The 20,882-nt window shown below is 63.2% G+C and carries 23 protein-coding genes; 8 read left to right on the top strand and 15 right to left on the bottom strand.

Annotated elements, in window-relative coordinates; genetic code table 11:
• Nucleotides 1-278 precede the first annotated feature (278 nt).
• From HWX44_RS00495 to dapE, 7 genes are read right to left on the bottom strand one after another with little or no spacing between them, the layout of a single operon-like run.
• Entirely contained in the window at nt 279-1,166 is an 888-nt protein-coding gene (locus HWX44_RS00495) for a methyltransferase domain-containing protein (protein ID WP_175972805.1), read from the bottom strand.
• A gap of 9 nt (nt 1,167-1,175) precedes the next feature.
• Entirely contained in the window at nt 1,176-1,343 is a 168-nt protein-coding gene (locus HWX44_RS00490) for a DUF3117 domain-containing protein (protein ID WP_010187237.1), read from the bottom strand.
• A 40-nt stretch (nt 1,344-1,383) separates the two neighbouring features.
• Nucleotides 1,384-1,731, bottom strand: a complete 348-nt coding sequence (locus HWX44_RS00485; protein WP_175972804.1) for a DivIVA domain-containing protein — start codon at nt 1,729-1,731, stop codon at nt 1,384-1,386.
• Between the two features lie 3 nt (nt 1,732-1,734).
• Nucleotides 1,735-2,472: a glucosyl-3-phosphoglycerate synthase gene (locus HWX44_RS00480; RefSeq protein ID WP_175972803.1), complete on the bottom strand. Its 738-nt coding sequence runs from the start codon at nt 2,470-2,472 to the stop codon at nt 1,735-1,737.
• A 3-nt stretch (nt 2,473-2,475) separates the two neighbouring features.
• Complete coding sequence (folP, locus tag HWX44_RS00475; RefSeq protein WP_175972976.1) at nt 2,476-3,288, bottom strand: dihydropteroate synthase; 813 nt, start codon at nt 3,286-3,288, stop codon at nt 2,476-2,478.
• 26 nt (nt 3,289-3,314) lie between these two features.
• Nucleotides 3,315-4,085 (bottom strand): LOG family protein, encoded by a 771-nt coding sequence (locus tag HWX44_RS00470; RefSeq protein ID WP_144013745.1) that lies wholly within the window; start codon nt 4,083-4,085, stop codon nt 3,315-3,317.
• 7 nt (nt 4,086-4,092) lie between these two features.
• Nucleotides 4,093-5,181, bottom strand: coding sequence for a succinyl-diaminopimelate desuccinylase (gene dapE, locus HWX44_RS00465; protein ID WP_175972802.1), 1,089 nt, complete (start codon nt 5,179-5,181; stop codon nt 4,093-4,095).
• Nucleotides 5,182-5,272: 91 nt separating this feature from the next.
• Here dapE and HWX44_RS00460 point away from each other — a divergent pair, with 91 nt between their 5' ends.
• From HWX44_RS00460 to HWX44_RS00435, 6 genes are all read left to right on the top strand, one after another.
• Nucleotides 5,273-6,631: an amino acid permease gene (locus tag HWX44_RS00460; protein WP_175972801.1), complete on the top strand. Its 1,359-nt coding sequence runs from the start codon at nt 5,273-5,275 to the stop codon at nt 6,629-6,631.
• A gap of 18 nt (nt 6,632-6,649) precedes the next feature.
• A complete protein-coding gene (gene dapD / locus HWX44_RS00455; RefSeq protein WP_158382036.1) occupies nt 6,650-7,621 on the top strand; it encodes a 2,3,4,5-tetrahydropyridine-2,6-dicarboxylate N-succinyltransferase in 972 nt (323 codons plus the stop codon).
• A gap of 87 nt (nt 7,622-7,708) precedes the next feature.
• On the top strand, nt 7,709-9,139 hold the full coding sequence (locus tag HWX44_RS00450) for an amino acid permease (RefSeq protein ID WP_175972800.1): 1,431 nt from the start codon (nt 7,709-7,711) through the stop codon (nt 9,137-9,139).
• A 473-nt stretch (nt 9,140-9,612) separates the two neighbouring features.
• Nucleotides 9,613-10,473, top strand: coding sequence for a DUF559 domain-containing protein (locus HWX44_RS00445; RefSeq protein ID WP_049154375.1), 861 nt, complete (start codon nt 9,613-9,615; stop codon nt 10,471-10,473).
• 54 nt (nt 10,474-10,527) lie between these two features.
• Nucleotides 10,528-10,737, top strand: coding sequence for a helix-turn-helix transcriptional regulator (locus HWX44_RS00440; RefSeq protein ID WP_046648286.1), 210 nt, complete (start codon nt 10,528-10,530; stop codon nt 10,735-10,737).
• Nucleotides 10,721-11,173 carry a transcriptional regulator gene (locus HWX44_RS00435; RefSeq protein ID WP_175972799.1) on the top strand — a complete coding sequence of 151 codons (453 nt, stop codon included), beginning with the start codon at nt 10,721-10,723 and terminating at the stop codon, nt 11,171-11,173. The genes HWX44_RS00440 and HWX44_RS00435 overlap by 17 nt, the downstream gene beginning before the upstream one ends.
• Nucleotides 11,174-11,540: 367 nt before the next feature.
• Here HWX44_RS00435 and HWX44_RS00430 read toward each other — a convergent pair whose 3' ends face one another.
• The 8 genes from HWX44_RS00430 to typA all read right to left on the bottom strand — a co-directional run bounded on the left by HWX44_RS00430 (nt 11,541) and on the right by typA (nt 19,310).
• Nucleotides 11,541-12,104 carry a GtrA family protein gene (locus tag HWX44_RS00430; RefSeq protein ID WP_175972798.1) on the bottom strand — a complete coding sequence of 188 codons (564 nt, stop codon included), beginning with the start codon at nt 12,102-12,104 and terminating at the stop codon, nt 11,541-11,543.
• Between the two features lie 107 nt (nt 12,105-12,211).
• On the bottom strand, nt 12,212-13,018 hold the full coding sequence (locus HWX44_RS00425; protein ID WP_175972797.1) for a pseudouridine synthase: 807 nt from the start codon (nt 13,016-13,018) through the stop codon (nt 12,212-12,214).
• Nucleotides 13,019-14,104, bottom strand: a complete 1,086-nt coding sequence (gene dapC, locus HWX44_RS00420; protein ID WP_049154371.1) for a succinyldiaminopimelate transaminase — start codon at nt 14,102-14,104, stop codon at nt 13,019-13,021.
• Nucleotides 14,105-14,107: 3 nt separating this feature from the next.
• Nucleotides 14,108-14,431, bottom strand: coding sequence for a ferredoxin (gene fdxA / locus HWX44_RS00415; RefSeq protein WP_005327491.1), 324 nt, complete (start codon nt 14,429-14,431; stop codon nt 14,108-14,110).
• Nucleotides 14,432-14,481: 50 nt separating this feature from the next.
• A complete protein-coding gene (locus HWX44_RS00410) occupies nt 14,482-14,874 on the bottom strand; it encodes a hypothetical protein (protein WP_049154368.1) in 393 nt (130 codons plus the stop codon).
• Nucleotides 14,871-15,740: a PIG-L family deacetylase gene (locus tag HWX44_RS00405; protein ID WP_175972796.1), complete on the bottom strand. Its 870-nt coding sequence runs from the start codon at nt 15,738-15,740 to the stop codon at nt 14,871-14,873. Before HWX44_RS00405 ends, HWX44_RS00410 begins: the two co-directional genes overlap by 4 nt.
• Nucleotides 15,730-17,331, bottom strand: coding sequence for an ABC transporter family substrate-binding protein (locus HWX44_RS00400; RefSeq protein WP_175972795.1), 1,602 nt, complete (start codon nt 17,329-17,331; stop codon nt 15,730-15,732). Before HWX44_RS00400 ends, HWX44_RS00405 begins: the two co-directional genes overlap by 11 nt.
• 68 nt (nt 17,332-17,399) lie before the next feature.
• A complete protein-coding gene (typA, locus tag HWX44_RS00395) occupies nt 17,400-19,310 on the bottom strand; it encodes a translational GTPase TypA (protein WP_046648270.1) in 1,911 nt (636 codons plus the stop codon).
• 280 nt (nt 19,311-19,590) lie between these two features.
• Between typA and HWX44_RS00390 the strand changes: the two genes are divergently transcribed.
• Nucleotides 19,591-20,310: an Rv1157c family protein gene (locus tag HWX44_RS00390; RefSeq protein WP_158397595.1), complete on the top strand. Its 720-nt coding sequence runs from the start codon at nt 19,591-19,593 to the stop codon at nt 20,308-20,310.
• Nucleotides 20,310-20,846, top strand: a complete 537-nt coding sequence (locus HWX44_RS00385; protein WP_070516799.1) for a DUF402 domain-containing protein — start codon at nt 20,310-20,312, stop codon at nt 20,844-20,846. Before HWX44_RS00390 ends, HWX44_RS00385 begins: the two co-directional genes overlap by 1 nt.
• Nucleotides 20,847-20,882: the final 36 nt, after the last annotated feature.

The raw sequence follows: 20,882 nt of genomic DNA, 5'->3' as shown, positions 1-20,882 counted from the left end.
GGTCGATGCAGATGCCTTCGAACGCCGACAAGACCACGCAACCTCAGAGCCACAAAGAGCCAGGCCGGGCCTCACTCCGCCCTTCGCGCTCACCGTGGGCTTCAGACAACCGTCGCGTGCACTGCCGGTGAGCGCGAAGGGAAGTTTTGGTAGCCGCGCGGCGTCAAGGCTGGACCGGGGATGTAGCCATGAAATGCTGAGGATGGGCCACAGCTGCAGCTATGAAGCGTTTAGGCCAGAAATGCAATCAGCACGCGGCCCGAGATTAAAGCCGCCTATTAAGCAGAGCGCAGGCGGTCCAGACGGGCATGCGCCGTCACGGTCAGGGTTTGCGGCAGAGAGGCCATACGCTCAGCCAGCTCTTCCGGGCTGATGTGGCGCGCCGAGGGGCTCATTCCCACCTGCGCGGCGATGGAGGCCTTGTCGAGGACAATGGGGAAGGAAATATCGACCGGATCGGCCGCCTGTTCAAGGAAACCTTCCGCCTGCGCGTAGAGACGCTCCACCTTTCCTTCCTCGACGCCGAGGATGCCCAAAGGCTCCCGCAGCTCATCGAGGTGGCCAGCCTGCGGAGTCAGCACAACGACCTCCCCACCGGGAGCGAGAACGCGCTGGAATTCCGCCGGGTTGCGCGGGGCAAAAACGACCGAGATGGCGTGAATCGAATCATCCTTGAGGGGCAGACGCTCCCACACATCCGCGACCACGGCACCGACGCGCTCGTGCGACTTGGCCAGGTGCTTGGCCGCATGCGTAGAGATATCCAGGCCCACGCCACGAGCGCCCTCAATCGAATCGAGCGTGTGGGCAAGGTAGTAACCCGTGCCCGCGCCCACCTCAAGGAGCGTGGGGGCGGTGTCCTCATCGAGGCCTGCCGCGTGCTCAGCCGCATCCTGGGTTTCCAAAGAGTCCTGGACCGCGCCGGTCACTGCCTCCACGAAGGGCGCGAAGTGCCCCATGGCCAGGTAGGTCTCGCGGGCGGTAACCATCGCGGCATCGTCGCCCTGATGTTTCAGGCCCGCGCCGGCCGCCAGCGTGACGTAGCCCTGCTTGGCCACGTCATAAGAATGGCCGGTCTCCGACACGAGGCGAGAAAAATCATCCGCGCCCTGCAGGGCGCTGCCATCGGCGGGATCGGCCAGAATATCGACGATATGTGAAAGCATGCTCCTAGACTAGCTAGAAACTGCTACGAGGAGTGAACCCAGCTCCGCTGCTTCTTCTTTACTGAGCTCAATGACAATACGCCCACCCCCGTCAGAAGGAATGCGCATCACGATCTTGCGGGACTCCTCTACCGCTTCCATCTCTCCACCAGTGGTACGGGGCTTCATCGCTGCCATATTGAGTCTCCTTCGACTATTTTTAGAACGTCCTTCTAGTCTAGCTCTTTTCGGCCGACAGCGGCAGGCTCGTTGCCTCACCCACGGCGGAAGCTTCCGCAGAATCATCTGCAGAACCGTCAGGAGCCACCGGCTCAGCGCCCAGGCGACGCTCCACGGCGGCCAGCAGCGCATCCACTTGGTCCTGGCGGTAGCCGCGTGTCACGACGTCGAAACGCAGGTCGTCGAAGCGCCCCTCCTCAAGGGCGCGCAGATTCTCCTCGTTGGTATCCACGGCCGTATCAGGAGCCTCCATCACGGTCCCCCGACCCACGATGGTTCCCCACGCCCATGTGCCAATGATGACGAGGGCGATAAGGACGACGATAAGAAGAATCCAGGACATCATGCGCTAAATCTTACCCAGCAGCGGCGGACGTTGGGCAACGGGGCCAACCACCCCCGCGCGAGAAAGAATGGTGCGCGCGACAACATCGGCCATCGGGGCCAGCTCCTCAAGCGGCCGGTTGCGGTGGGCGCGGGTGCCCAGGTCCACCTCGGCGATAGCGTGGGGGCCATAGCGCTTGGCGACGTCTATCAGCAACCCCGCCTCCACCCCATAGCCCGCCACAAAAGGCAGACCCAGGGCTGCGTCGCGGCGAATCGCGTACTCCCCGCCCAGAGGTTGATCGATGTGCGCGAGCTCAGGGAAGAACATGCGCAGCAGCGGCTTGGCGCTCAGCTCCGTAACTCGCCCGCCACCGGTGGGCTGGCCGTTCAGGCTGCGCGCGTAGCGCGCCTTGACCAGCTGCACGTGGGGATCCACGAAAGGCTCAGTCAGCGCGGTAACCATGCCGGGCGCAGCAGATTCCAAATCCGCGTCGATGAACACGACCACCTCACCACGGGCCGCGACCACCCCGCGCCACAGGGACTCGCCCTTTCCTGGACGCGGTTCCTCGTCCAGCACCTCGCGCCAGTTGCACACCCGCGCCCCGGCCGCGGCGGCCCGGGCGGCGGTCTCATCGGTGGAATCGGCATCGATGACGATGACCTCTAAAGGCTCATCCGCCAAACACGCACGCACCACATGCGCGACGGTGCGCTCCTCATTCAGCGCAGGGATGACCACAGAAATGCTCGGAAACATGCCTTAGGCCAGCCCCCGCGTCGTCGCAAGCGGCGCCATTTGTCCCTGAATGGCAGCGGTCATGCGGATGACATCGAGCGTCGGGCCCACCTCATGCACCCGAAACGCCGCCACGCCGCGCGCTGCCGACCACGCCGTCGCTGCCAGGGTGCCCGCGACGCGCTGGTCGACGGCTCGGTCGAGGGTCTCGCCCACAAAGTCCTTATTCGATAACGCCATGAGCACCGGCCAGCCCGTTGCCACGATCTCATCGATGCGCCGCAACAGTTCCAGACCGTGGAAGGTGTTTTTGCCAAAGTCGTGCGTGGGGTCGATGAACGTCAGCTCCTCCGGGCAGCCGAGGTCGGCGGCGCGCTCCGCCAGTCGCGTAGTCTCGGCGATGACGTCAGCGACCACGTCGTCGAAATGCACACGATGCGGGCGGGTGCGCGGGGTCACGCCGCCGGTGTGCGAGCACACGTAGCCCACCTTCTTATCGCCGGCCACCTCGATGAGCTCTGGATCCCAGCCGGCCCACGTGTCGTTGACCAAGCTGGCACCAGCGGCGATAGCTGCTTCTGCTACCTCGGCGCGCCACGTGTCCACGGAAATCAGCGCGTCCGGGCGGCGCCGATGCAGCTCCGCGATAGTCGGCACGACGCGCTCGATTTCCTCGGCCGCATCCACGTGCTCACCCGGGCCAGCCTTGACTCCGCCGATGTCGATGATGGAGGCGCCGTCGTCAAGCGCCTGCTCAGCGCGCTGGATGGCGGGGTCGAGCTCGAAGGTAGCGCCTTTGTCGTAGAAGGAGTCGGGCGTGCGGTTCACGATCGCCATGACCCGCGCGAGGTTGGGGGCAAAGGTCACTTGCTCTCCTGCTCCCGCAGGCGCTTGTCCGACATGACCTTGTGCGAGGCCAGGATGTGGGCGACGGCTTCATCGATATCATCCGTGATGAGGAAGAGATCAAGGTCTTCGGGGTTAATGAACCCGCCCTCAGCCAGGGTCGTCTTCATCCACTCCACCAAGCCGGCCCAGTAGTCGGTGCCCATGAGCACGATGGGATAGTTAGTCACCTTGCCGGTTTGGACCATGCACATGACCTCGAAGAACTCATCCATGGTGCCCATGCCACCCGGCAGGCAGATGAAGGCCTGGGAGTACTTGAGGAACATGGTCTTGCGCGCGAAGAAGTAGCGGAAGTTCAGGCCCAGATCGACGTATGGGTTCAGGCCCTGCTCATGCGGCAGCTCGATGCCCAAGCCCACAGACAGCCCGCCGGCCTCATGCGCGCCGCGGTTGGCCGCCTCCATGATGCCGGGGCCGCCGCCGGTGATAACGGCATACTTTGCCTCTACTAGGCGGCGGCCCAAGGCAACGCCCAGCTGGTAATTCGGATCATCCTCTGGGGTGCGGGCGGAACCAAAGACGGTCACGGCCTTGGGTAGCTTGGCCAGGGCGTCGAACCCGTCCACGAACTCGCCCTGGATGCGCAGGACGCGCCAGGGATCGGCGTGCTGCCACTCGTGATCCGCGCCGGACTGCAGCAGGCGCTGGTCAAAGGTAGAAGACTGCTCCCCGGCGGTGCGCACGAGAAGAGGTCCGCGCAAGGTGCGCAGTTGCTCAGGAGTCATGGTGGTTTTATCCCTTCAGGTAATTCAAGAGTGCTGTTGAGACTTCGGCGATCTGGGCGATGGGCACCTGCTCGTCCTTCTTGTGAGCAAAGCCCGGATCGCCGGGGCCGAAATTAACGGCTGGGGTTCCCATCTCGGAGAAACGGGCCACGTCGGTCCACCCGTACTTGGCGCGGACGTTGCCGCCGACGGCGTCGACAAGCGCGCGTGCCGCTGGCTGGCCCAAACCGGGCAAGGCCGCACCCGCGATGTCATCGACGTCCACGGTGATGTTCTCGTGCTCGCCGAGGACCTCCATCAGGTGCGCCAGCGCCTCCTCGGAGCTGCGGTCAGGGGCAAAGCGGAAGTTGACGAACATCCAGGCCTCATCCGGGATGGTATTGGTGGCCACGCCGGATTCGAGGTGGACGATGTTGAGGCCCTCCTTGTACGTGCAGCCGTCAATCTCCACGTCGCGCGGCTGGTAGTTGGCCACGTTGAGCATCACCGGCGCCAAGGTGTGCGCCGCGTTGGAGCCCAGCCAGGCGCGGGCCGAGTGCGCGCGGGTGCCGTGGGCGGTGACGCGCACTCGAATGGTGCCCTGGCAGCCGGCCTCGATCATGGCGCCGGAAGGCTCGCCCAGCAGCGCCAGGTCTCCCTGCAGCCACTCCGGGTGGTCCTTTTGCAGGTGGCCCAGGCCGTTGAATTCGGTGGCGACCTCCTCGCCCTCATAGGCGATGACCGTGAGATCGTGCTTGAGCTCATCGGAGTCGTACAGCTGTGCAAAGGCGTTGAGGTAGACCGCCATGCCGGACTTCATGTCCACGGTGCCGCAGCCATACATGGTGGCGCCGTCCTCCGACATGGTGTGGGGGACGTTATCGGCCAAGGGCACGGTATCGATGTGGCCGGCGAGGACCACGCGGCTTTCGAAGCCCCGATTCGTCCGGGCGCAGACGGTGTTGCCGTAGCGTTCCACCTCTACTGTGTTCTGGTCCAGACCGCGCAGGGCTTCCTCGACGGCATCAGCGATCGCTTGCTCGTGGTGCGAAGGGCTAGGGATATCCACCAGCGCCTTGGTCAGCTCGATGGGATCGGAGAAGAGATTTAAAGTCACAACCCGCCATGCTAGCGCCCCCGGTTGCTTAGTGCATTGCGTAAAGTACTTCCCGTTGCAAACAATCAACAGCGTTGAAGGTGATTTCCCTATGGCTGCGGCCACTCAACTCAAAACCCGCCACCTCACCATGATGGGCCTCGGCTCCGCGGTGGGCGCAGGCCTCTTCCTGGGCGTCGGCCTAGGCATCCAGGTATCCGGCACCTCCGTCCTTATTTCCTATGCGGTGGCTGGTGCGCTCATCGCTTTGGTGATGTGGATGCTCGGCGAGATGGCCGCCGCGCGTCCTTCGTTGGGCGCTTTCTCTACCTATGCGGGCCAGGCCTTCGGGCCATGGGCCAGGTTTACGTTGGGCTGGATTTACTGGTTCATGCTGGTCATGGTGATGGGCGCGGAGATTACCGGTGCCGCGGCGATTGTCTCCAACTGGTTCGGGGTGGACCCCTGGATTCCGGCATTGGTGGCCGTGATCTTCTTCGCCATCGTTAACTTTGCCGCTGTGGGTGGCTTCGGCGAATTCGAGTTCTGGTTCGCCATCATCAAGGTGGCCACGATCGTGGCCTTCCTGGGCGTCGGTGTGCTCATGGCACTGGGTATCCTGCCGGGTATGGACCTGTCCATGGCGGGACATAACTTCACGGAGAACTTCCTGCCCAACGGCGGCCCCGGTTTTGCCGCCGGTTTGCTCGCCGTGGCTTTCGCTTTCGGTGGCATCGAACTGGTCACCATTGCCGCGGCGGAATCTGAGGACCCGGCCCACAACGTCGCTACTGCCGTGCGCGCCATCATCGTGCGCATCATGGTCTTCTACATCGGCTCCATCCTGGTCATCACCATGGCCTTGCCTTTCAGCTCCATCCAGGACGCCGATGTGGCCGCGGACTCGCCCTTCACCCTGGTCCTCGCCGCCGCGAAAATCCCCTTCGCCGCGGGATTCATGGAAGCCATCATCGCCTTGGCGCTGCTGTCTGCCTTCAATGCGCAGATTTACGCCACCTCCCGCTTGGTCTACGACATGGCCAAGGACCACAGCGCGCACCACGTCTTCTTGAAGACCAACGTCTCCGGCTCCCCCATTTATGCGGTCGTGCTCTCCATCATCTTTGCCTTCGCGTCGGTGGTGCTGCAGTACTGGAACCCGCCGGGGCTTCTGGCCTTCCTCTTCAACGCGGTGGGCGGCTGCCTGCTGGTCATCTGGTGTTTCATCGTGGCCTCCTACATCAAGCTGCACCCTCAGATGAAGGCCAACGGCGAGCTCACGACGCTGCGCGTGCCGGGCTTCCCCTGGCTGCCGTGGCTGACTGCCCTAGCACTGGTGGGTCTTACGATTCTCATGCTTTTCGACGCCTCCGCCCGCAACCAAGTCCTCGCCGTCCTCATCCTGACCGTTTCCCTGGTTGTGATCTTCCACCTACTCCCGGGTAACAAAAGGCGCGCGTCGAACGCGTAGCTGCTAGGGTGTGACCCTATGACTTCAGCATCCGCACGCGGCCTGGCAACCATTACCCACGACGGCACCGTCCTGGACGTCTGGTTCCCCGCAGTTCACACCGATATCTCTGTAGAAGCCAGCGGCACCGAGCGCTTGGAGGAGGTTCCGCAGCAGTTCGCTGACCTCGTTGGCCCCGACGAGGAGCGCGGCGTCGCCCGCATCGCGGTGGAGACGTCCATCAAGGATCTGGACGAGGCTCCCGCCGACACCTACGACGCTTACCTGCGCCTGCACCTGCTCTCCCACCGCGCAGTCAAGCCTCACGGCCTGAACGTAGACGGTATCTTCGGCAAGCTGGCCAACGTGGTGTGGACCAACTACGGCCCCTGCGCGGTTGCCGATTTCCAGATGGTCCGCGGCCGCCTCGCCTCCCGCGGCCCGGTCGTGGTCTACTCCGTCGATAAGTTCCCGCGCATGGTGGACTACGTTGTCCCGTCCGGCGTGCGCATTGGTGACGCCGACCGCGTTCGCCTGGGCGCCCACCTCGCTGAGGGCACGACCGTGATGCACGAGGGCTTCGTTAACTTCAACGCCGGCACCCTGGGCGCCTCCATGGTCGAGGGCCGCATCTCCGCGGGTGTTGTCGTGGGCGATGGCTCCGATATCGGCGGCGGCGCCTCCATCATGGGCACCCTGTCCGGCGGCGGCAAGGAGGTCATCTCCATCGGTGAGCGCTGCCTGCTCGGCGCGAACTCCGGCGTGGGCATTTCGCTTGGCGACGACGCCGTCGTCGAAGCCGGCCTCTACGTCACCGCCGGTACCAAGATTGCGGTCTTCGGCAAGATCGCCGAGGCTCTGGGCCTGTCTGAGGGCGAGACGATCAAGGGTTCCAAGCTCTCTGGTGTTTCCGGCGTGCTGCTGCGCCGCAACTCCGTGACCGGCGCCGTCGAGGCCGTGGAGTGGAAGTCTGAGGCCGTGGCCCTCAACGAGGACCTGCACAAGAACTAAACGCTGTTGCTTGAGGCCCCCGTTCTTGCGGGGGCTTTTCTTGATCCCGGGCCCTTTATGCCCACTTACCGCGAGCGGCTGCCTAGAATGCTAAAGGTGACTGCTCAAAACGATTCCTCTCCTCGCTCACTCGGCAGCGGATTGAAGGTCCGCCACCTGACCATGATGGGGCTGGGTTCCACCATTGGTGCCGGCCTTTTCTTAGGCACCGGTGTTGGCATTTCTGCTGCCGGCCCCGCGGTCCTTTTGGCTTATCTCATCGCTGGTTTCCTTGCCATCTTGGTCATGCAGATGCTCGGTGAAATGGGCACGGTCATCCCCGCATCCGGCTCCTTCTCCGAATACGCGGAACACGGCATTGGCCGCTGGGCTGGATTTACACAGGGCTGGATTTATTGGCTCGCCACCGTCGCGGTTCTGGGCGCGGAAATCACCGGCGCGGCCGGATTCATCGGCGCGTGGTTTAACTGCCCGCCCTGGATCCCCGCAGCCATCTGCGTGGCTCTCTTCGGAACCATCAACCTGCTGCGGGTGCGCTTGTTTGGTGAGTTTGAGTACTGGTTCGCCTTCATCAAGGTTGCCGTCATTATTGCTTTCCTCGTTATCGGCGCGCTGCTCATCTTCGGCCTTCTCCCCGGCCACACCTTCATCGGCACGTCTGTCTTCCTCGAAGACGGCTTCATGCCCAACGGCCTCGGCGGTGTAGCCGCCGGTCTGCTCGCCGTGGCTTTCGCCTTCGGCGGCATCGAGGTCGTCGCCATCGCCGCGGCGGAATCCGAGGACCCCGAGAAGTCCCTCGTCAACGCAGTGCGCACCACCATTACGCGCATTTCGGTGTTCTACCTGGGTTCTGTCCTCGTCATCACCTTCCTCCTGCCCTATTCCTCGCTCGGTTCCGCGAAGTCTGCTGCCGAGTCGCCCTTCACCATGGTCTTGGACCGCGCGGGAATTCCAGGTGCTGCTGCCATCATGGAAGTGGTCATCGTTCTCGCACTGCTCTCTGCTTTTAACGCGCAGATCTACGCTTCCTCCCGCATGATGCACTCGCTGGCTAGCCGCAGTGAAGCCCCCAAGCTCTTCGCCGCCACCGACCGTCGCGGCGTCCCGACGGCGGCCATCGCTCTATCTGTCATTCTTTCCGCGGTGATGGTTGTTCTCAACTATGCAGATAACGGGTGGCTGCTGTCCTTCATGCTCAACGCCGCTGGCGCCTCGCTGCTCATCGTGTGGGTCTTCATCGCAGTGAGCCAGTTGCGCCTACGCCCGCAGCTCGAGGCCATCCACCCGCTGCCGGTGCGCATGTGGGCCTACCCCTACCTCACGTGGTTCGCCCTGGCGCTCTTTGCGGCCATTGCGGTGCTCATGCTTACCGACGCCTCCGCCCGCATCCAACTCTTCTCCGCCGCCGCCATGTTCGCGGTACTCGCCATCGCCGGCGTCATCAACGCGAAGGCCCGCGGCATTGCCCCGACCTCGCGCCTGCCCCTACCGACGGCCGAGGAGCTCGAGGCCCGCTAGCGCCCTCGCCATCTCGCCGCCCCACTCCTCGTTTCCATCGCCGCCCAACCCCTCGTTTCCATCGCCGCCCCACCTTTCGCGCTCACCGGCCGACCAGCGTTGTACAGTTTGTCCGCTCTTGGTGGCCGCCAAGGGTCAGGCGCAGGAGCTTACCCACTCAATCACTCCCTTCGCGCTCACCATCGATGAGCTGAAGAGCGCCAGGCCCGTGAGCGCAAAGGGGAAGGCGGAACCAAACGGGGCCGCTTTCCCGCCACGCCTATCACTGACCACCCTTCGCGCTCACCGGCGACCGGGGTGTCGCTTTTTCAAGGCTGCCCGTGGGCGCGAAGGGAGTTTCGGGGCGGGCAAGAGGTGCAAAAATTGCGGACGCGACAGCTTTTTAGCGCAAAATCGACGCCGCAGGGCCAAGTTATCCACAGGCGGGGAATTGACCCTCGACGCGTCGTGAAGCACTGCATACCTTGAGCTTCATGAAGGCATGGACGACCGCGGAGCTTCGCGAGCAGGGCTTGAGCAAGGAGGCAATCAGGCGGAAGCTTCGCGCGGGGACGCTCTTTCGCGTGCACCGCGGGATTTATAGCGACGAGTGGTCGCCGCTTGCCGTGGCGCGGGCTCTGGCACACGGGCTCAGTCGAATACATTTCACGGGCAAGACCGCACAGGAGATTCACCTGGGGAGGAAGCTGACGTTTCCGCTGGAAGCCGAGGGCCCGCGCACGCTTAAGGGCAAAAATTTTCGCGTGACTCATTCACGCCTGTCGGCTACTGCCAAGGTAAATGGCCTGCCTGTTGTTCAGGTGCTGTGGGCAGCCCGTCGTATAGCCGCGGCGTGCGGGCAGCTGCTGGAAGCGCACTACCGCGGCAAAACAGGACCAGCCCGCCTCGAAGATGACCGGCGAAGGATGCGTCGGGTTCCCCGGCGCTTGAAAGAGACTATCCGACGCACGCCGATTGGGGCCGATAGCGTACCGGAGCGCCAGCTCAGCCGAAGGCTTAGCGCGGACGGGATCTTTCCTGAGCACAACGCGCTCATTGCGGGGTACCGCTTTGACCTGAAGATTGGCAAGCTCATCATCGAGGTCGACGGCTGGGAGTACCACAAAAATGATCGGGCGTTTCAAGCGGACCGCTCGAAGCAGAACGCGGCCGTAGCCCATGGGTATACGGTTTTGCGCTTTACTGCCGACGATATCCGCTACCACCTCAACGACGCCTTCTTGCTTATCAAAGCGACTCTTGAGCTGCTCAAAGGACGAAATCCCAAGCTCCCTTCTGCGGCGACCCAGCCTTATTGGACTTGGCACTTATGCATGCAAACATTGCCATCGTGACAAGTTTTCTTTACACTTAGGCATGTAAGAGTTACACACCGTAAAGGAGGCCAGATGGCCGAGCATCAGAACATGGTTCGCAAATGGCGGCGCTGGCTCGAGATGTCTCAAGCCGACCTTGCTGAACGGGCCGGCGTTTCCCGCCAGACAATCGCCAATATCGAACGCGGCAACTACTCCCCCTCCGTCTACCTAGCGCTAGACATCTGTCGCGAACTAGGAAAAACCATCGAAGAAGTCTTTGGAGATGAACAACATGATTAACGCCCTGGCCAACTACACGCTCCGCGAGATCGACCGAGCCTCTCGCGACGAATTCGAGCGCGAGACTTTCTACAAGGCGTATGCCATCTCTGCGACGCCTGCACAGTTCCTCGAGATCGTCGCCGCAGCCATCCTCGCTTGGATTCTACCTGGGAAGATGAGCATGCTGTGCTTCCTTGCCATCGCGCCGTCTATCATCGGTAATCTCTTCGGCACGGCGTGGCTGCGCAAGCGAGTCGCCACCCCATCTGTTGGCCGTAATTGGTCTGCGATGACCGTCTCCCTCATCCCGCTCATTGTGATGTTCGTCGGAATTGCCCATAACGCTTACGCACCGGACTCCACCTCCTACTTGATTGGCGCTGGGGCCGGCGTGACCGCCGCCATCATCCACCATCGCCGCCGCACACCGACCGCTCGAGCCGTCGACGACTAGCTTCTTTTCGTCGCTTTCGCGCTCACCGCGGATGGCGGGTCTTGCTTTTTACAGGCGCCGGTGAGCGCCAGGTTAGATAGCCCGTACGGCCGCCGCTAACCCGCTGCCATCTCCCTTCGCGATCACCGTGAGCGGACAACGAATCTGAGATGGTGAGCGCCAAGGGCGGGCCTCCAGCTTCCATCCCTAAGCGCTCACCAGCGCGATGGCACGCCTCCACGCCAGGTTCCCGGTGCGCGCGAAGGGAGCATTGCTTGCCGACGCCCCCTTCCCGCTCACCGCAGCATGTAAAAAGCCCCGCCGGCCAACGCTGGTGAGCGCGAAGGGCAGGCGCGGGGCATGCGCGGGGCAGGCAGAGCGAAGGGGGCTAAGCCGGCTCGGTCTCGTGGACCACAACCGGCGCCTTGGGCGTCGAGCGAAAGGTCCACAGCTTATTGAAGATGAAATTAATGGGCATGGCTACCACGATGGAAATCGCGTTGGCCCAGTAGTACATGGTGCGGAATCCGGTTGAATCATCGAAAATATGGGGAGGCAGTTGCAGCGGCGAAGTCGGATTCATCAGCAGGTACTGCACCGCGAGGGTCACCAGGTAGGCGCCGATACCCGTAATGAGGAAAGGGAAAAAGCCGCGTAGCCAGGACACCTTGTTGACGGACTTGAACGTCCACATGCGGTTGAGCTGGTAGTTCCAGGTGTTAGCCACAAGGAAGGCAATGGTGGAAAAGAGCATGAACCAACGCACGTGGAACTGTGTGCCGAACAGATTGAACAGCGCGTCATGCGGCGTGGCACCAAACCACGCCAAACCGCACTTTGCAGCCACAATTGAGGTCGCAATGTTGACCAACGTGCCCGAACCACCGACCAGACCGAACTTAATGAACTGGCCAAGATTCGAGGCAAAGCGAGCAAAGCTCAGATCCGCCATGGACACGCCCTTCGTACAAAATGCTCAATTATGATGAATAAAACTTCGTACGAGTTTAGTCCCTCGCGAAGCGCAAACTAAAACGCGCGCCGCAAGAGCGCCGAATCTCACAGCTGAAACTCACGCTTCTCACCAGAAAGCGGATCCTTAAAGCTCAAAGCTACGTGAGTAAGCCGCAGGGGCGTGGAAAAATCGTAGAGGGACAACCCGCGATCCACCGGATAAGTATCGTCCCCCACAATCGGATGCCCCAGGTGGTTAAGCACCACGCGAATCTGGTGGGTATGGCCGGTCAGGGGCCAGACATCGGCCACCGCTCCCCGAGCGCGCACCCGAGTCACCGTAGGCGTGCCGATAGGATCCACGCGGACCTGGCGCTCACCCCGCACTCGCCGCATGCCCAGCCGCACCGTGCCGTCGAAGGAGAAGGGCGCGGCCACCCGAGCACGGTAGCGCTTCACCACCGCACGCTCCTGAAAAAGCTGCTGGTACGCAGCGCGCGTGCGCGGATTACGCGAGCACAGCACCAACCCCGACGTCAACCGGTCCAGCCGGTGCAGCGGCACAATAGAGCCCTCCCCGTAGTCCACGCGCAGGCGGGTTTGGAGGGTCTCGCGCACGATGCGCCCGTTCGACGTCGTGGGCAGAAAGTGCGGCTTGTCCGCGACTATCAGGTCCCCGTCCTCAAACACCACGCGGTAATCAAATGGAATAGGCTCTTCGGAAGACACCGAAGGGTGATACCAGGCCAGCGTCGGGCCGGGAAGCACAGTGCCGGGCTCCAATCGAGTACCGGGCGAAAACGCGGAATCGCCCGCCTCACCTGCCCAATAGGTAGGAGTGGCGGGCACGATGCCCGTGAGCATCACCTTACGCGGGCTAATCCCCTCCCGCGCTGGTGGGCGAAAGGCCATTTACGCAGCCAAGCGGGCCACGGCTGCGGCGATGCGCTCATCAGTGCCGTTGAGGCCAATGCGCACGAATTGCTCGCCCGCTGGGCCATAGAAGTCACCCGGTGCAACGAGGATGCCGCGCTCGGCCAGCCAGTCGACGGTCGCCCGGCAGTTCTCACCGCGCGTTGCCCACAGGTAGAGCCCAGCCTCGGAGTGCTCGATCCGAAAGCCCGCGCCGGTCAGTGCCCGCATGAGATCCACACGGCGCGCGGCGTAGCGTTGGCGCTGGAGGGCTTCGGAGGGGTCGTCGTCAAGCGCGGCGACCATGGCCGCCTGGATGGGGCCTGGAACGATGAGCCCTGCGTGCTTGCGCAGCTCCAGCAGCTCCGCGATGAGCTGGGCATCGCCCGCGAAGAAACCGGCACGGTAAGAAGCCATGTTCGCGCTCTTGGACAGCGAATGCATCGCAATGAGCCCGGTGTTGTCGCCATCGGTCACGCGCGGATCCAGGATGGACACCGGCGGGTTCTCATCATCCCAGCCCAGGCCCATGTAGCACTCGTCCGAGGCCACGATGGCGTTGTTCGCGCGCGCCCAGGCAACGATCTCACGCAGCTTCTCGACGCCCAACACCCGGCCCGTCGGATTCGACGGCGAGTTGATGAACACGAGCGACGCATCCTGGAAATCCTCATCGGCGCGCAGAGGCTTGGCACCGGCCAGAAGTGCACCGACTTCATAGGTGGGATAAGCCACCGTCGGGAAAGCCACGGTCTCGCCGCGCATGCCCAGCAAGGTAGGCAGCCAGGCGATAGCTTCCTTAGTGCCGATGACCGGCAGCACCGCGTCCACGTTCATGTTGTAGCGGCGCTGCAGCGCCTTCGCAATGGCCTCGCGCAGCTCCGGGGTGCCCTGTGTCTGCGGGTAGCCGGGGGCCTCGGCCGCTGCGGACAGCGCTAACTGCACGCCTGGGGCCACCGGATCGACGGGATTGCCCACCGATAGGTCAACGATCCCGTCCGGGTGCGCCTGTGCTTTCTTCTTGGCGTCAGCAAGCGAGTTCCACGGAAAATCCGGGAGCGTGTCTCCCAGCGGCGTGCGGCTCATCTATTACTCCTGGTTCTGAGGCGGGAGTGCAGCGATCATCGGGACATCAAAGTCCTGCGGGCCGAGCGCAGCTGCGCCGCCCGGGGAGCCGAGATCATCAAAGAAGGCGGCGTTAGCATCGTTGTAGTCCAGCCACTCATCCGGGACATCATCCTCGTAGAAGATGGCCTCCACCGGGCAAGCCGGCTCACAGGCGCCGCAGTCCACGCACTCGTCCGGGTGGATGTAGAGCATGCGCTTGCCCTCGTAGATGCAGTCGACCGGGCACTCTTCAACGCAGCCGCGGTCCATCACGTCGACGCAAGGCTGCGCGATGGTGTAAGTCATAAGGTGTTTAAACTCCTGTGTGTCACGGGTTTTCTACGACTAACAGTATGCTACTCCGAGGCGAAAAATGGCCAAACGCTACCCGCGATTCCCGCGGCGAACAGCAGCAGGCTGAGAATATTATTGGCCAGCAAGCTACCGTCCCCGATAGCGGCACCCAGCATGAACGCGAGGAAACCCGCCACCCAAGCTAAACCGGGCAAGCCCGCGATGTAGGGATTCTCACTCCACAGCCGCGCTGTGCGGGTCAGCACCCCGTTGAACCAAAAGGCGATGAGGATGGTGATCGGAAAGGCCACGCTGGCCCCGTCGAACCATGGCACGCGGGCGGTGAGATAGACCACCTCTAAGGTCAGCGAGCAGAGTGCGCCTAAGACGAGCCACACTAGGCCCCCTACTTGCTCGCCGCGGGAGAAGTCGGTGCGGATTGCGCGCTCGCTCATTTCTCCCCCAGCAATGAATCCTGCAGCTCACCTTGGCCCAGCTGGTAGAACTCGTGGCGCAGCAGCGGCATGGTGAGCAGGTTGGACAAGGCATAGGCAGCGGGAACCTCCGCGGGATCCTTCAAGCCCGCCTGGGCGGCGTGAGGGTTGACGGTAGTGAGGGAGCCGTCGGCAAGCCAGATCTGCGTGGCGTGGGCCAGCATCGCTGCGCGCTTGGCGCTGAGAGCCGCGTCAGTGAGCTCGTAGGCCACATCGCAGCCAGCATTGGTGAAGTTATCCAGGTACTCCTTATCGGGCAGGCTCCAGCCCTCCGGAGGGGTAACAGCATCGAGGCCGCGGTAGTGCGCGGCGCGCTCAAAGACGGCCCACCAGATGCGCTGCTCAGGCGAGGCAGCCGCATGCACGGCCTTGTGCACAGCGATATGGTCGGGGTGCCCGTAACCGCCGTCCGGGCCGTAGGTCAGCACTGCATGTGGACGCAGCGCGACAAGGTGGCCCCGCAACAGGTCGGCGGCCTCTTCCACGCGGTTGACCAGGGCCCGCGGATTCTCGTGAGCGGGCGAGCCTTCCATGCCGGAATCGCGGAAGTGCCCGAAACCACCCAGTTGGATGCCGTCGACACCTAAAGCGTCGAGCGCGTGCTTAAGCTCCCAAGCGCGGAACCCTCCCAGCTGGTCGGTCTCCGCGAGGCCCTGGTAGGGCTCGCCGATGATCTCGCCTTCCTCACCCAGCGTCGCGGTAATCACGGTGACCTGCGCGCCGCGCGCGGACAGGTCCGCCAACGTTCCGCCGGTAAAAAGCACCTCGTCATCTGGGTGGGCATGAACGGCCACGACACGGTAGCCGGTGAGATCCTTAGTCATCATCTTTCCTCCACTGCGGTGCGCTGATGAGGCCGGAGTTCCAGTCCTCAATGCTTTGTCCGGGGCCAACAATACCCTTGCCCAAAGCATGGATACGCACCTCGTTGAGCAGCGGCACGAAGAGCGCTTCCTCCCTGTTGAGATGCTCTACGCGCTCCTGGGCGGTCGCGGAATCCACGTCGCCAGAGAGAATACCCAGGGCAGTGTCGGCGGAGTTTTCCGGGCAGTACCCAGACAACGTTGCCGCCGGGCGCGTGGGTGTCGCGCACACGAAATAGTTGGCCAGGCTGAGTGCGTCCTCGCCGTTCTCATCCCACGCCACCACAGCATCCACCTTGCCCGCCGGGAGCAGGTCGGAGGTAATCGTGGTCAGGCGTTCGGTGACGACCTCCGCGTCGATGGCCTTGGCTTGGAGCACGTCCACGATGGTGGTGGCCGCCGCCAAGGCGGTGGGGTACTGGGGATCCACGGCAATCCGCACCGGCTTGCGGCCCGCACGCTCGCGCAATGGGGCGAGCTCCGCGTGGCTATCGAAGGGATTGTTCCCAGGCTTGAGCTCCGAGGCGCGGCCGGTGGCGAGGCGGGCTAGTTGGTCGGTGTCGAGAAGCGAGGCCAACGCACGGCGTTGCGCCTGTTCATCGAACGCTCCCTCGACGGCCGACATGTTCAGCCGCAGCTGGCGTTGCCGGGTCACCACACCGGTATTGACGTTGCTGAGCAGGCTCAAATTCTCCAGGGTGGTCTGCTGCGGGGTGATATCAGCAAAACCGATCTGGTGCGAGCGCAACATGTTCACCGCCTGCGCGGTATCGCGCACAGCGCGCAGCTGAATGACGTCGATATTCGCGGGATCTTCTCCCCAGAACCGGTCGTTGCGGTTGAGGGTAATGATTCCCCGGCCGCGATCCATTCCGGCGACGAGGTAGCGCCCGGCCGAGGCGGGGATCCCGTCAGCCAGGGCCGAGGCGAAATCGCGGTCTTCCAGGAGGTGGGAGGGCACGAGGTTGGCAAAGAGCTTCTGCCAATCCTCCACGCGATGGGCAAAGTCAACGGTGACCACGCGCCCATTCCCGGAGGTCCGCACGGCTGTAATTGCCCGGTAGCCAGCCACGTCCTTCGCGCCCGGCGTGCGCGTTATCTGTGACCACAGGTAGTTAAAATCGGAGCCGCTGATCGGCGTGCCATCCGACCATTGCGCCGGCCCGGCGATGGTATAGCGTACCCGCATGGCAATGCTGCCGGGGGCTTCGATCTCCTCTGCGGATTCCAGGACATCCGTATCCATCTCAGAGCCGTGGAAAGCTGAAGGAAGGACCAGCTCCGCAATCTGGTTGACCAGCTCGGAGTTGTTCGCCACTAGGTGTGGGTTGAGCCCGCCGCGCAGCGGGTCCACCCCAATCGCCACGGTGCTGCGCTCCGGCAGAAGGTCCTCTTCGGGTGCTGCCTCAGGTGGCGGGGCCGTGGTGCTGGAATTCGTTGGAGTGGTACTGCGATCGTTCTCATCTACCACCGGCGGCGGACCGGGGTTGGCCTGGCAGGCGGTAAGCAGGGCGGCTGCGAGGATAACGCCAAGCCGAGGCAGGAAACGGTCCACTCCACACAACCTTTACATTCCGAAAACTTTCCCTACCACTGTAGTTGCCCGGGGCGGCGCTGAGCGAACTACTTGTTGAGCTGCTTGGCGCGGGCGGCCGCGCGCTTGCGGTCGGTGGCGGACAGCTCGACCTTGCGCACGCGCAGAACGTTCGGGCCGACCTCGACGCACTCGTCGGTGCCACAGAACTCCAGCGCCTCTTCCAGGGACAGGGTCCGGGCCTTGGCGAGGGTGACGGTGGCATCCGCGGTGGCGGAGCGCATGTTGGTCAGCTTCTTTTCCTTGGTGATGTTGATATCCATATCCTCATCACGGTTATTGGCGCCGACAACCATGCCCTCGTAGGCCTCCATGCCCGGCTCCACGAAGAAGTCACCGCGGTCCGCCAACTGCTGGAGGGCGTAGGCGGTGATCTGTCCGGAACGGTCGGCCACCAGCGAGCCGGTCGGCCGGGCCTTGATGTCGCCGGCCCAGACGTCAAGGCCATCGGAGATGGAGTTGGCGATGCCAGCGCCGCGGGTCTCCGTCATGAACTGGGTGCGGAAACCGATGAGACCGCGGGCGGGGACGCGGAAGACCATGCGGACCCAGTCGCCCTCGCGCACGTCCATGGACTGCATCTGCCCCTTGCGGGTGGCCAGCAGCTGGGTAATAGCGCCCTGGTGCTCGGAGGGGGAATCGATGGTGAGCATCTCATAGGGCTCCATCGTCTTTCCGTCGATGACCTGGGTGACTACCTGCGGCTTACCGACGGTCAACTCGAAGCCCTCGCGGCGCATGTTCTCGATGAGCACGGAAAGCGCCATCTCGCCGCGGCCCTGGACTTCCCAAGCGTCGGGACGCTCGGTCGGCAGCACCTTGATGGAGACGTTACCGATGAGCTCCTGGTCCAGGCGGGCCTTGACCAAGCGGGCGGTGAGCTTATCGCCGCCGCCCTGGCCTGCCATCGGGGAGGTGTTCACGCCAATGGTCATGGAGATGGCCGGCTCGTCGACCTTGATGCGCGGCAGCGGCTGCGGGTTCTCCACGTCCGCGATGGTGTCACCGATCATGATGTCGGAGATACCGGAGATAGCCACGATGTCACCGGCGATAGCCTCGGTATCCGGCTGGCGCTGGAAGCCGACGGTGCGCAGGAGCTCCGCCACCTTGACGGTCTTGGTGTGCATCTCCCCTTCCTCGTCGTAGTGCATCCAGGCCACCTGCTGGCCCTTCTTGAGGGTGCCCGAGTAGATACGCAGCAGGGCGATACGACCAAGGAAGTCATCGGAGTCCAGGTTGGTCACGTGTGCCTGCAGAGGGGCGTCAACCTTGGCGGAGGGCTCGGGGAGGACGTCATAAATAACGTCGAAAAGCGCCTGCAGATCATCGGCGTTCGGAACGTTGCCATTGCCTGGGTTCTCAGTGGAAGCCTTGCCCTCGCGGCCGGAGGTGTAGAGGACCGGCAGGCCCAGCAGCTCCTCGGCGGCAGCGGCTGCTTCCTCGTCCTCGAGGCCAGCGGCGATTTCCAGCAGCAGGTCCTGGGCCTCGGTGACGACCTCGTCGATGCGGGCGTCCGGGCGGTCGGTCTTATTCACGCAAATGATGACCGGCAGCTTCGCCTCCAGCGCCTTGGTGAGCACGAAGCGGGTTTGCGGGAGGGGACCTTCGGAGGCGTCGACAAGCAGCACAACGCCGTCCACCATGGAGATACCGCGCTCGACCTCGCCGCCGAAGTCAGCGTGACCTGGGGTATCGATGACGTTGATGATGAGATCCCCGCCGTCCTTGCCCAGGCCCTTGCGGTGGATGGCGGTGTTCTTCGCCAGAATGGTGATGCCGCGCTCGCGCTCCTGATCGTTGGAGTCCATGACGCGATCCGAGTGTTCGCCATGGTCGCCGAAAGCGCCGGACTGCTCCAGCATGCCGTTGACAAGGGTGGTTTTACCGTGGTCAACGTGCGCGACGATGGCTACGTTACGGAATTCAGTATTACTCACGTGTGGGGTGCTCCTTCAAAGCATGGTGCGTTAGCGATGTGAACGGCCCTTAAATATACTCTCTAGCCCTTTGATGTGCAGCATCGCGCGCATCATCCCGCAGAGCGCTGCGGGATGTAACAGATTGGTATCAAGCGCCGACATACCCCACAGTAGAGCTCGTAAAAGAGTTGACTACGCCGAAAAAGTGAATATTGTGACAGCAGATACTATTGTGACTGATGTGATCACTGTGCAGTTTCTGTGACGTCACTTCCCCACCCACACGCAAGGATTCTCCATGGCCTTTTCTGAACAGCACTCCACCGGCTCCGCCCGTCGCGGCGTAGCCGGACTCACTGCTGCCCTGATGATGGGCCTGCTCAGCATCACGCCCGCGCATGCCGGCGCCCCCGACCTCTCCTCGCTGGTGAACGTCCCCCAGAGCAGCAACCCGCTGGACAGCCTCGGTCGTCCCACCCCGGAGACGCAGGAGCGCGTTCGTGCTTTCGCGGCACAGCCATGGATCCCGCAGGAGGCCCGTAGCGCCATCCTCACCGCACTCAACTTCACCGCTGGTGACGGCGGTGAGGGCGGCGTCGCGATGCCGGAGGGAAATAACCCCGGCTTCCGCCAGTTCTACTGGCCCACGGTCTCCGCGCAGTGCATCGGCGGGCAGGGCGATTCGGTGGGTTCCGCCATCGCCGTACCGGGCCCAACCGATATGCCGGCCCCAGGCGCCGGTGAAGGCGAAGCCGTCTTCCTCTTCACCGCCCTGGGTACCCCGACCGCCGCTGAAGAACAGGGCGCCATGCGCGTCCAGTGGTTCAACCTGGACACCTTCCAGTTCGGCACCACTCCCCTCTTCAACAACGGCATCAACACCGATGGGCCAACCACGGTCTCGGGCCGCGCAACGACCGGCAAGGGTACCGTCGTGGCGGTCCTCTCCGGTGCGGTCAACACTGCTGAATCCTCGTGTTCCTTCCCACCTACCGCGGCTTTCCTCGAGGTGAACTAATGAGCACAGACCTGCACCCAGTCAAGCAAGAGACCTTCAATACGGCCGACAACATCAATGTCGACCCGAAAGGTTTCCAGCGCGAGGTAGACACCTACCGGGTCACCGACTTTGGCCTCTACATGGCCCGCGGCGCCAACCACCCGCGCTTCGGCTACCTCGAGTCTTGGCTGCTGCCAGAGCTCGGCCTGCGCGCCAATATCTTCCATTTCCGTGAAGGTGTGGACGTGCACCAAGACTTCTACATCGACGTTGCCGATATCGACATTGACGGGGACGTGTGGACCACCCGCGATCTCTACGTCGACTTGGTCTCCACCTCCGGCGAGCCGGTTGACGTGCTCGACATCGACGAGCTAGCCGCCGCCACCTCCAACGGCCTTATCAGCGCGGAGGAAGCCGAGCGCGCCATGGAGCGCACGCTGGCCGCCGTCGAGGGCATCACGCGCTACGGCGATGACGCCATGAATTGGTTGCGCACGCTGGGAATGGACCTTACTTGGGCAGAAAATGTGGAGCTCGTTCCTGCCGAGTAACCTAGGGTGAGTACTTCTCCCCTACCTTAAAGGATG

This window comes from Corynebacterium sp. Marseille-Q2823 (genome assembly GCF_903645345.1).
Lineage (GTDB): Bacteria > Actinomycetota > Actinomycetes > Mycobacteriales > Mycobacteriaceae > Corynebacterium > Corynebacterium hiratae.
The sequence above is the reverse complement of the archived record's forward strand: the minus strand, read 5'-3'. Positions and strand labels throughout refer to the sequence as shown.

Coding starts and splice junctions, on each gene's coding strand:
- HWX44_RS00485 (WP_175972804.1), bottom strand. CDS start 1,731: ATGATGTCCTGGATTCTTCTTATCGTCGTCCTTATCGCCCTCGTCATC.
- HWX44_RS00440 (WP_046648286.1), top strand. CDS start 10,528: ATGGCCGAGCATCAGAACATGGTTCGCAAATGGCGGCGCTGGCTCGAG.
- HWX44_RS00460 (WP_175972801.1), top strand. CDS start 5,273: ATGGCTGCGGCCACTCAACTCAAAACCCGCCACCTCACCATGATGGGC.
- dapD (WP_158382036.1), top strand. CDS start 6,650: ATGACTTCAGCATCCGCACGCGGCCTGGCAACCATTACCCACGACGGC.
- HWX44_RS00410 (WP_049154368.1), bottom strand. CDS start 14,874: ATGAGCGAGCGCGCAATCCGCACCGACTTCTCCCGCGGCGAGCAAGTA.
- HWX44_RS00470 (WP_144013745.1), bottom strand. CDS start 4,085: ATGACTCCTGAGCAACTGCGCACCTTGCGCGGACCTCTTCTCGTGCGC.
- HWX44_RS00430 (WP_175972798.1), bottom strand. CDS start 12,104: ATGGCGGATCTGAGCTTTGCTCGCTTTGCCTCGAATCTTGGCCAGTTC.
- HWX44_RS00435 (WP_175972799.1), top strand. CDS start 10,721: ATGAACAACATGATTAACGCCCTGGCCAACTACACGCTCCGCGAGATC.
- HWX44_RS00425 (WP_175972797.1), bottom strand. CDS start 13,018: ATGGCCTTTCGCCCACCAGCGCGGGAGGGGATTAGCCCGCGTAAGGTG.
- HWX44_RS00450 (WP_175972800.1), top strand. CDS start 7,709: ATGCTAAAGGTGACTGCTCAAAACGATTCCTCTCCTCGCTCACTCGGC.
- HWX44_RS00405 (WP_175972796.1), bottom strand. CDS start 15,740: ATGATGACTAAGGATCTCACCGGCTACCGTGTCGTGGCCGTTCATGCC.
- HWX44_RS00390 (WP_158397595.1), top strand. CDS start 19,591: ATGGCCTTTTCTGAACAGCACTCCACCGGCTCCGCCCGTCGCGGCGTA.
- HWX44_RS00480 (WP_175972803.1), bottom strand. CDS start 2,472: ATGTTTCCGAGCATTTCTGTGGTCATCCCTGCGCTGAATGAGGAGCGC.
- dapC (WP_049154371.1), bottom strand. CDS start 14,104: ATGAGCCGCACGCCGCTGGGAGACACGCTCCCGGATTTTCCGTGGAAC.
- HWX44_RS00490 (WP_010187237.1), bottom strand. CDS start 1,343: ATGGCAGCGATGAAGCCCCGTACCACTGGTGGAGAGATGGAAGCGGTA.
- HWX44_RS00495 (WP_175972805.1), bottom strand. CDS start 1,166: ATGCTTTCACATATCGTCGATATTCTGGCCGATCCCGCCGATGGCAGC.
- HWX44_RS00445 (WP_049154375.1), top strand. CDS start 9,613: ATGAAGGCATGGACGACCGCGGAGCTTCGCGAGCAGGGCTTGAGCAAG.
- HWX44_RS00385 (WP_070516799.1), top strand. CDS start 20,310: ATGAGCACAGACCTGCACCCAGTCAAGCAAGAGACCTTCAATACGGCC.
- fdxA (WP_005327491.1), bottom strand. CDS start 14,431: ATGACTTACACCATCGCGCAGCCTTGCGTCGACGTGATGGACCGCGGC.
- folP (WP_175972976.1), bottom strand. CDS start 3,288: ATGGCGATCGTGAACCGCACGCCCGACTCCTTCTACGACAAAGGCGCT.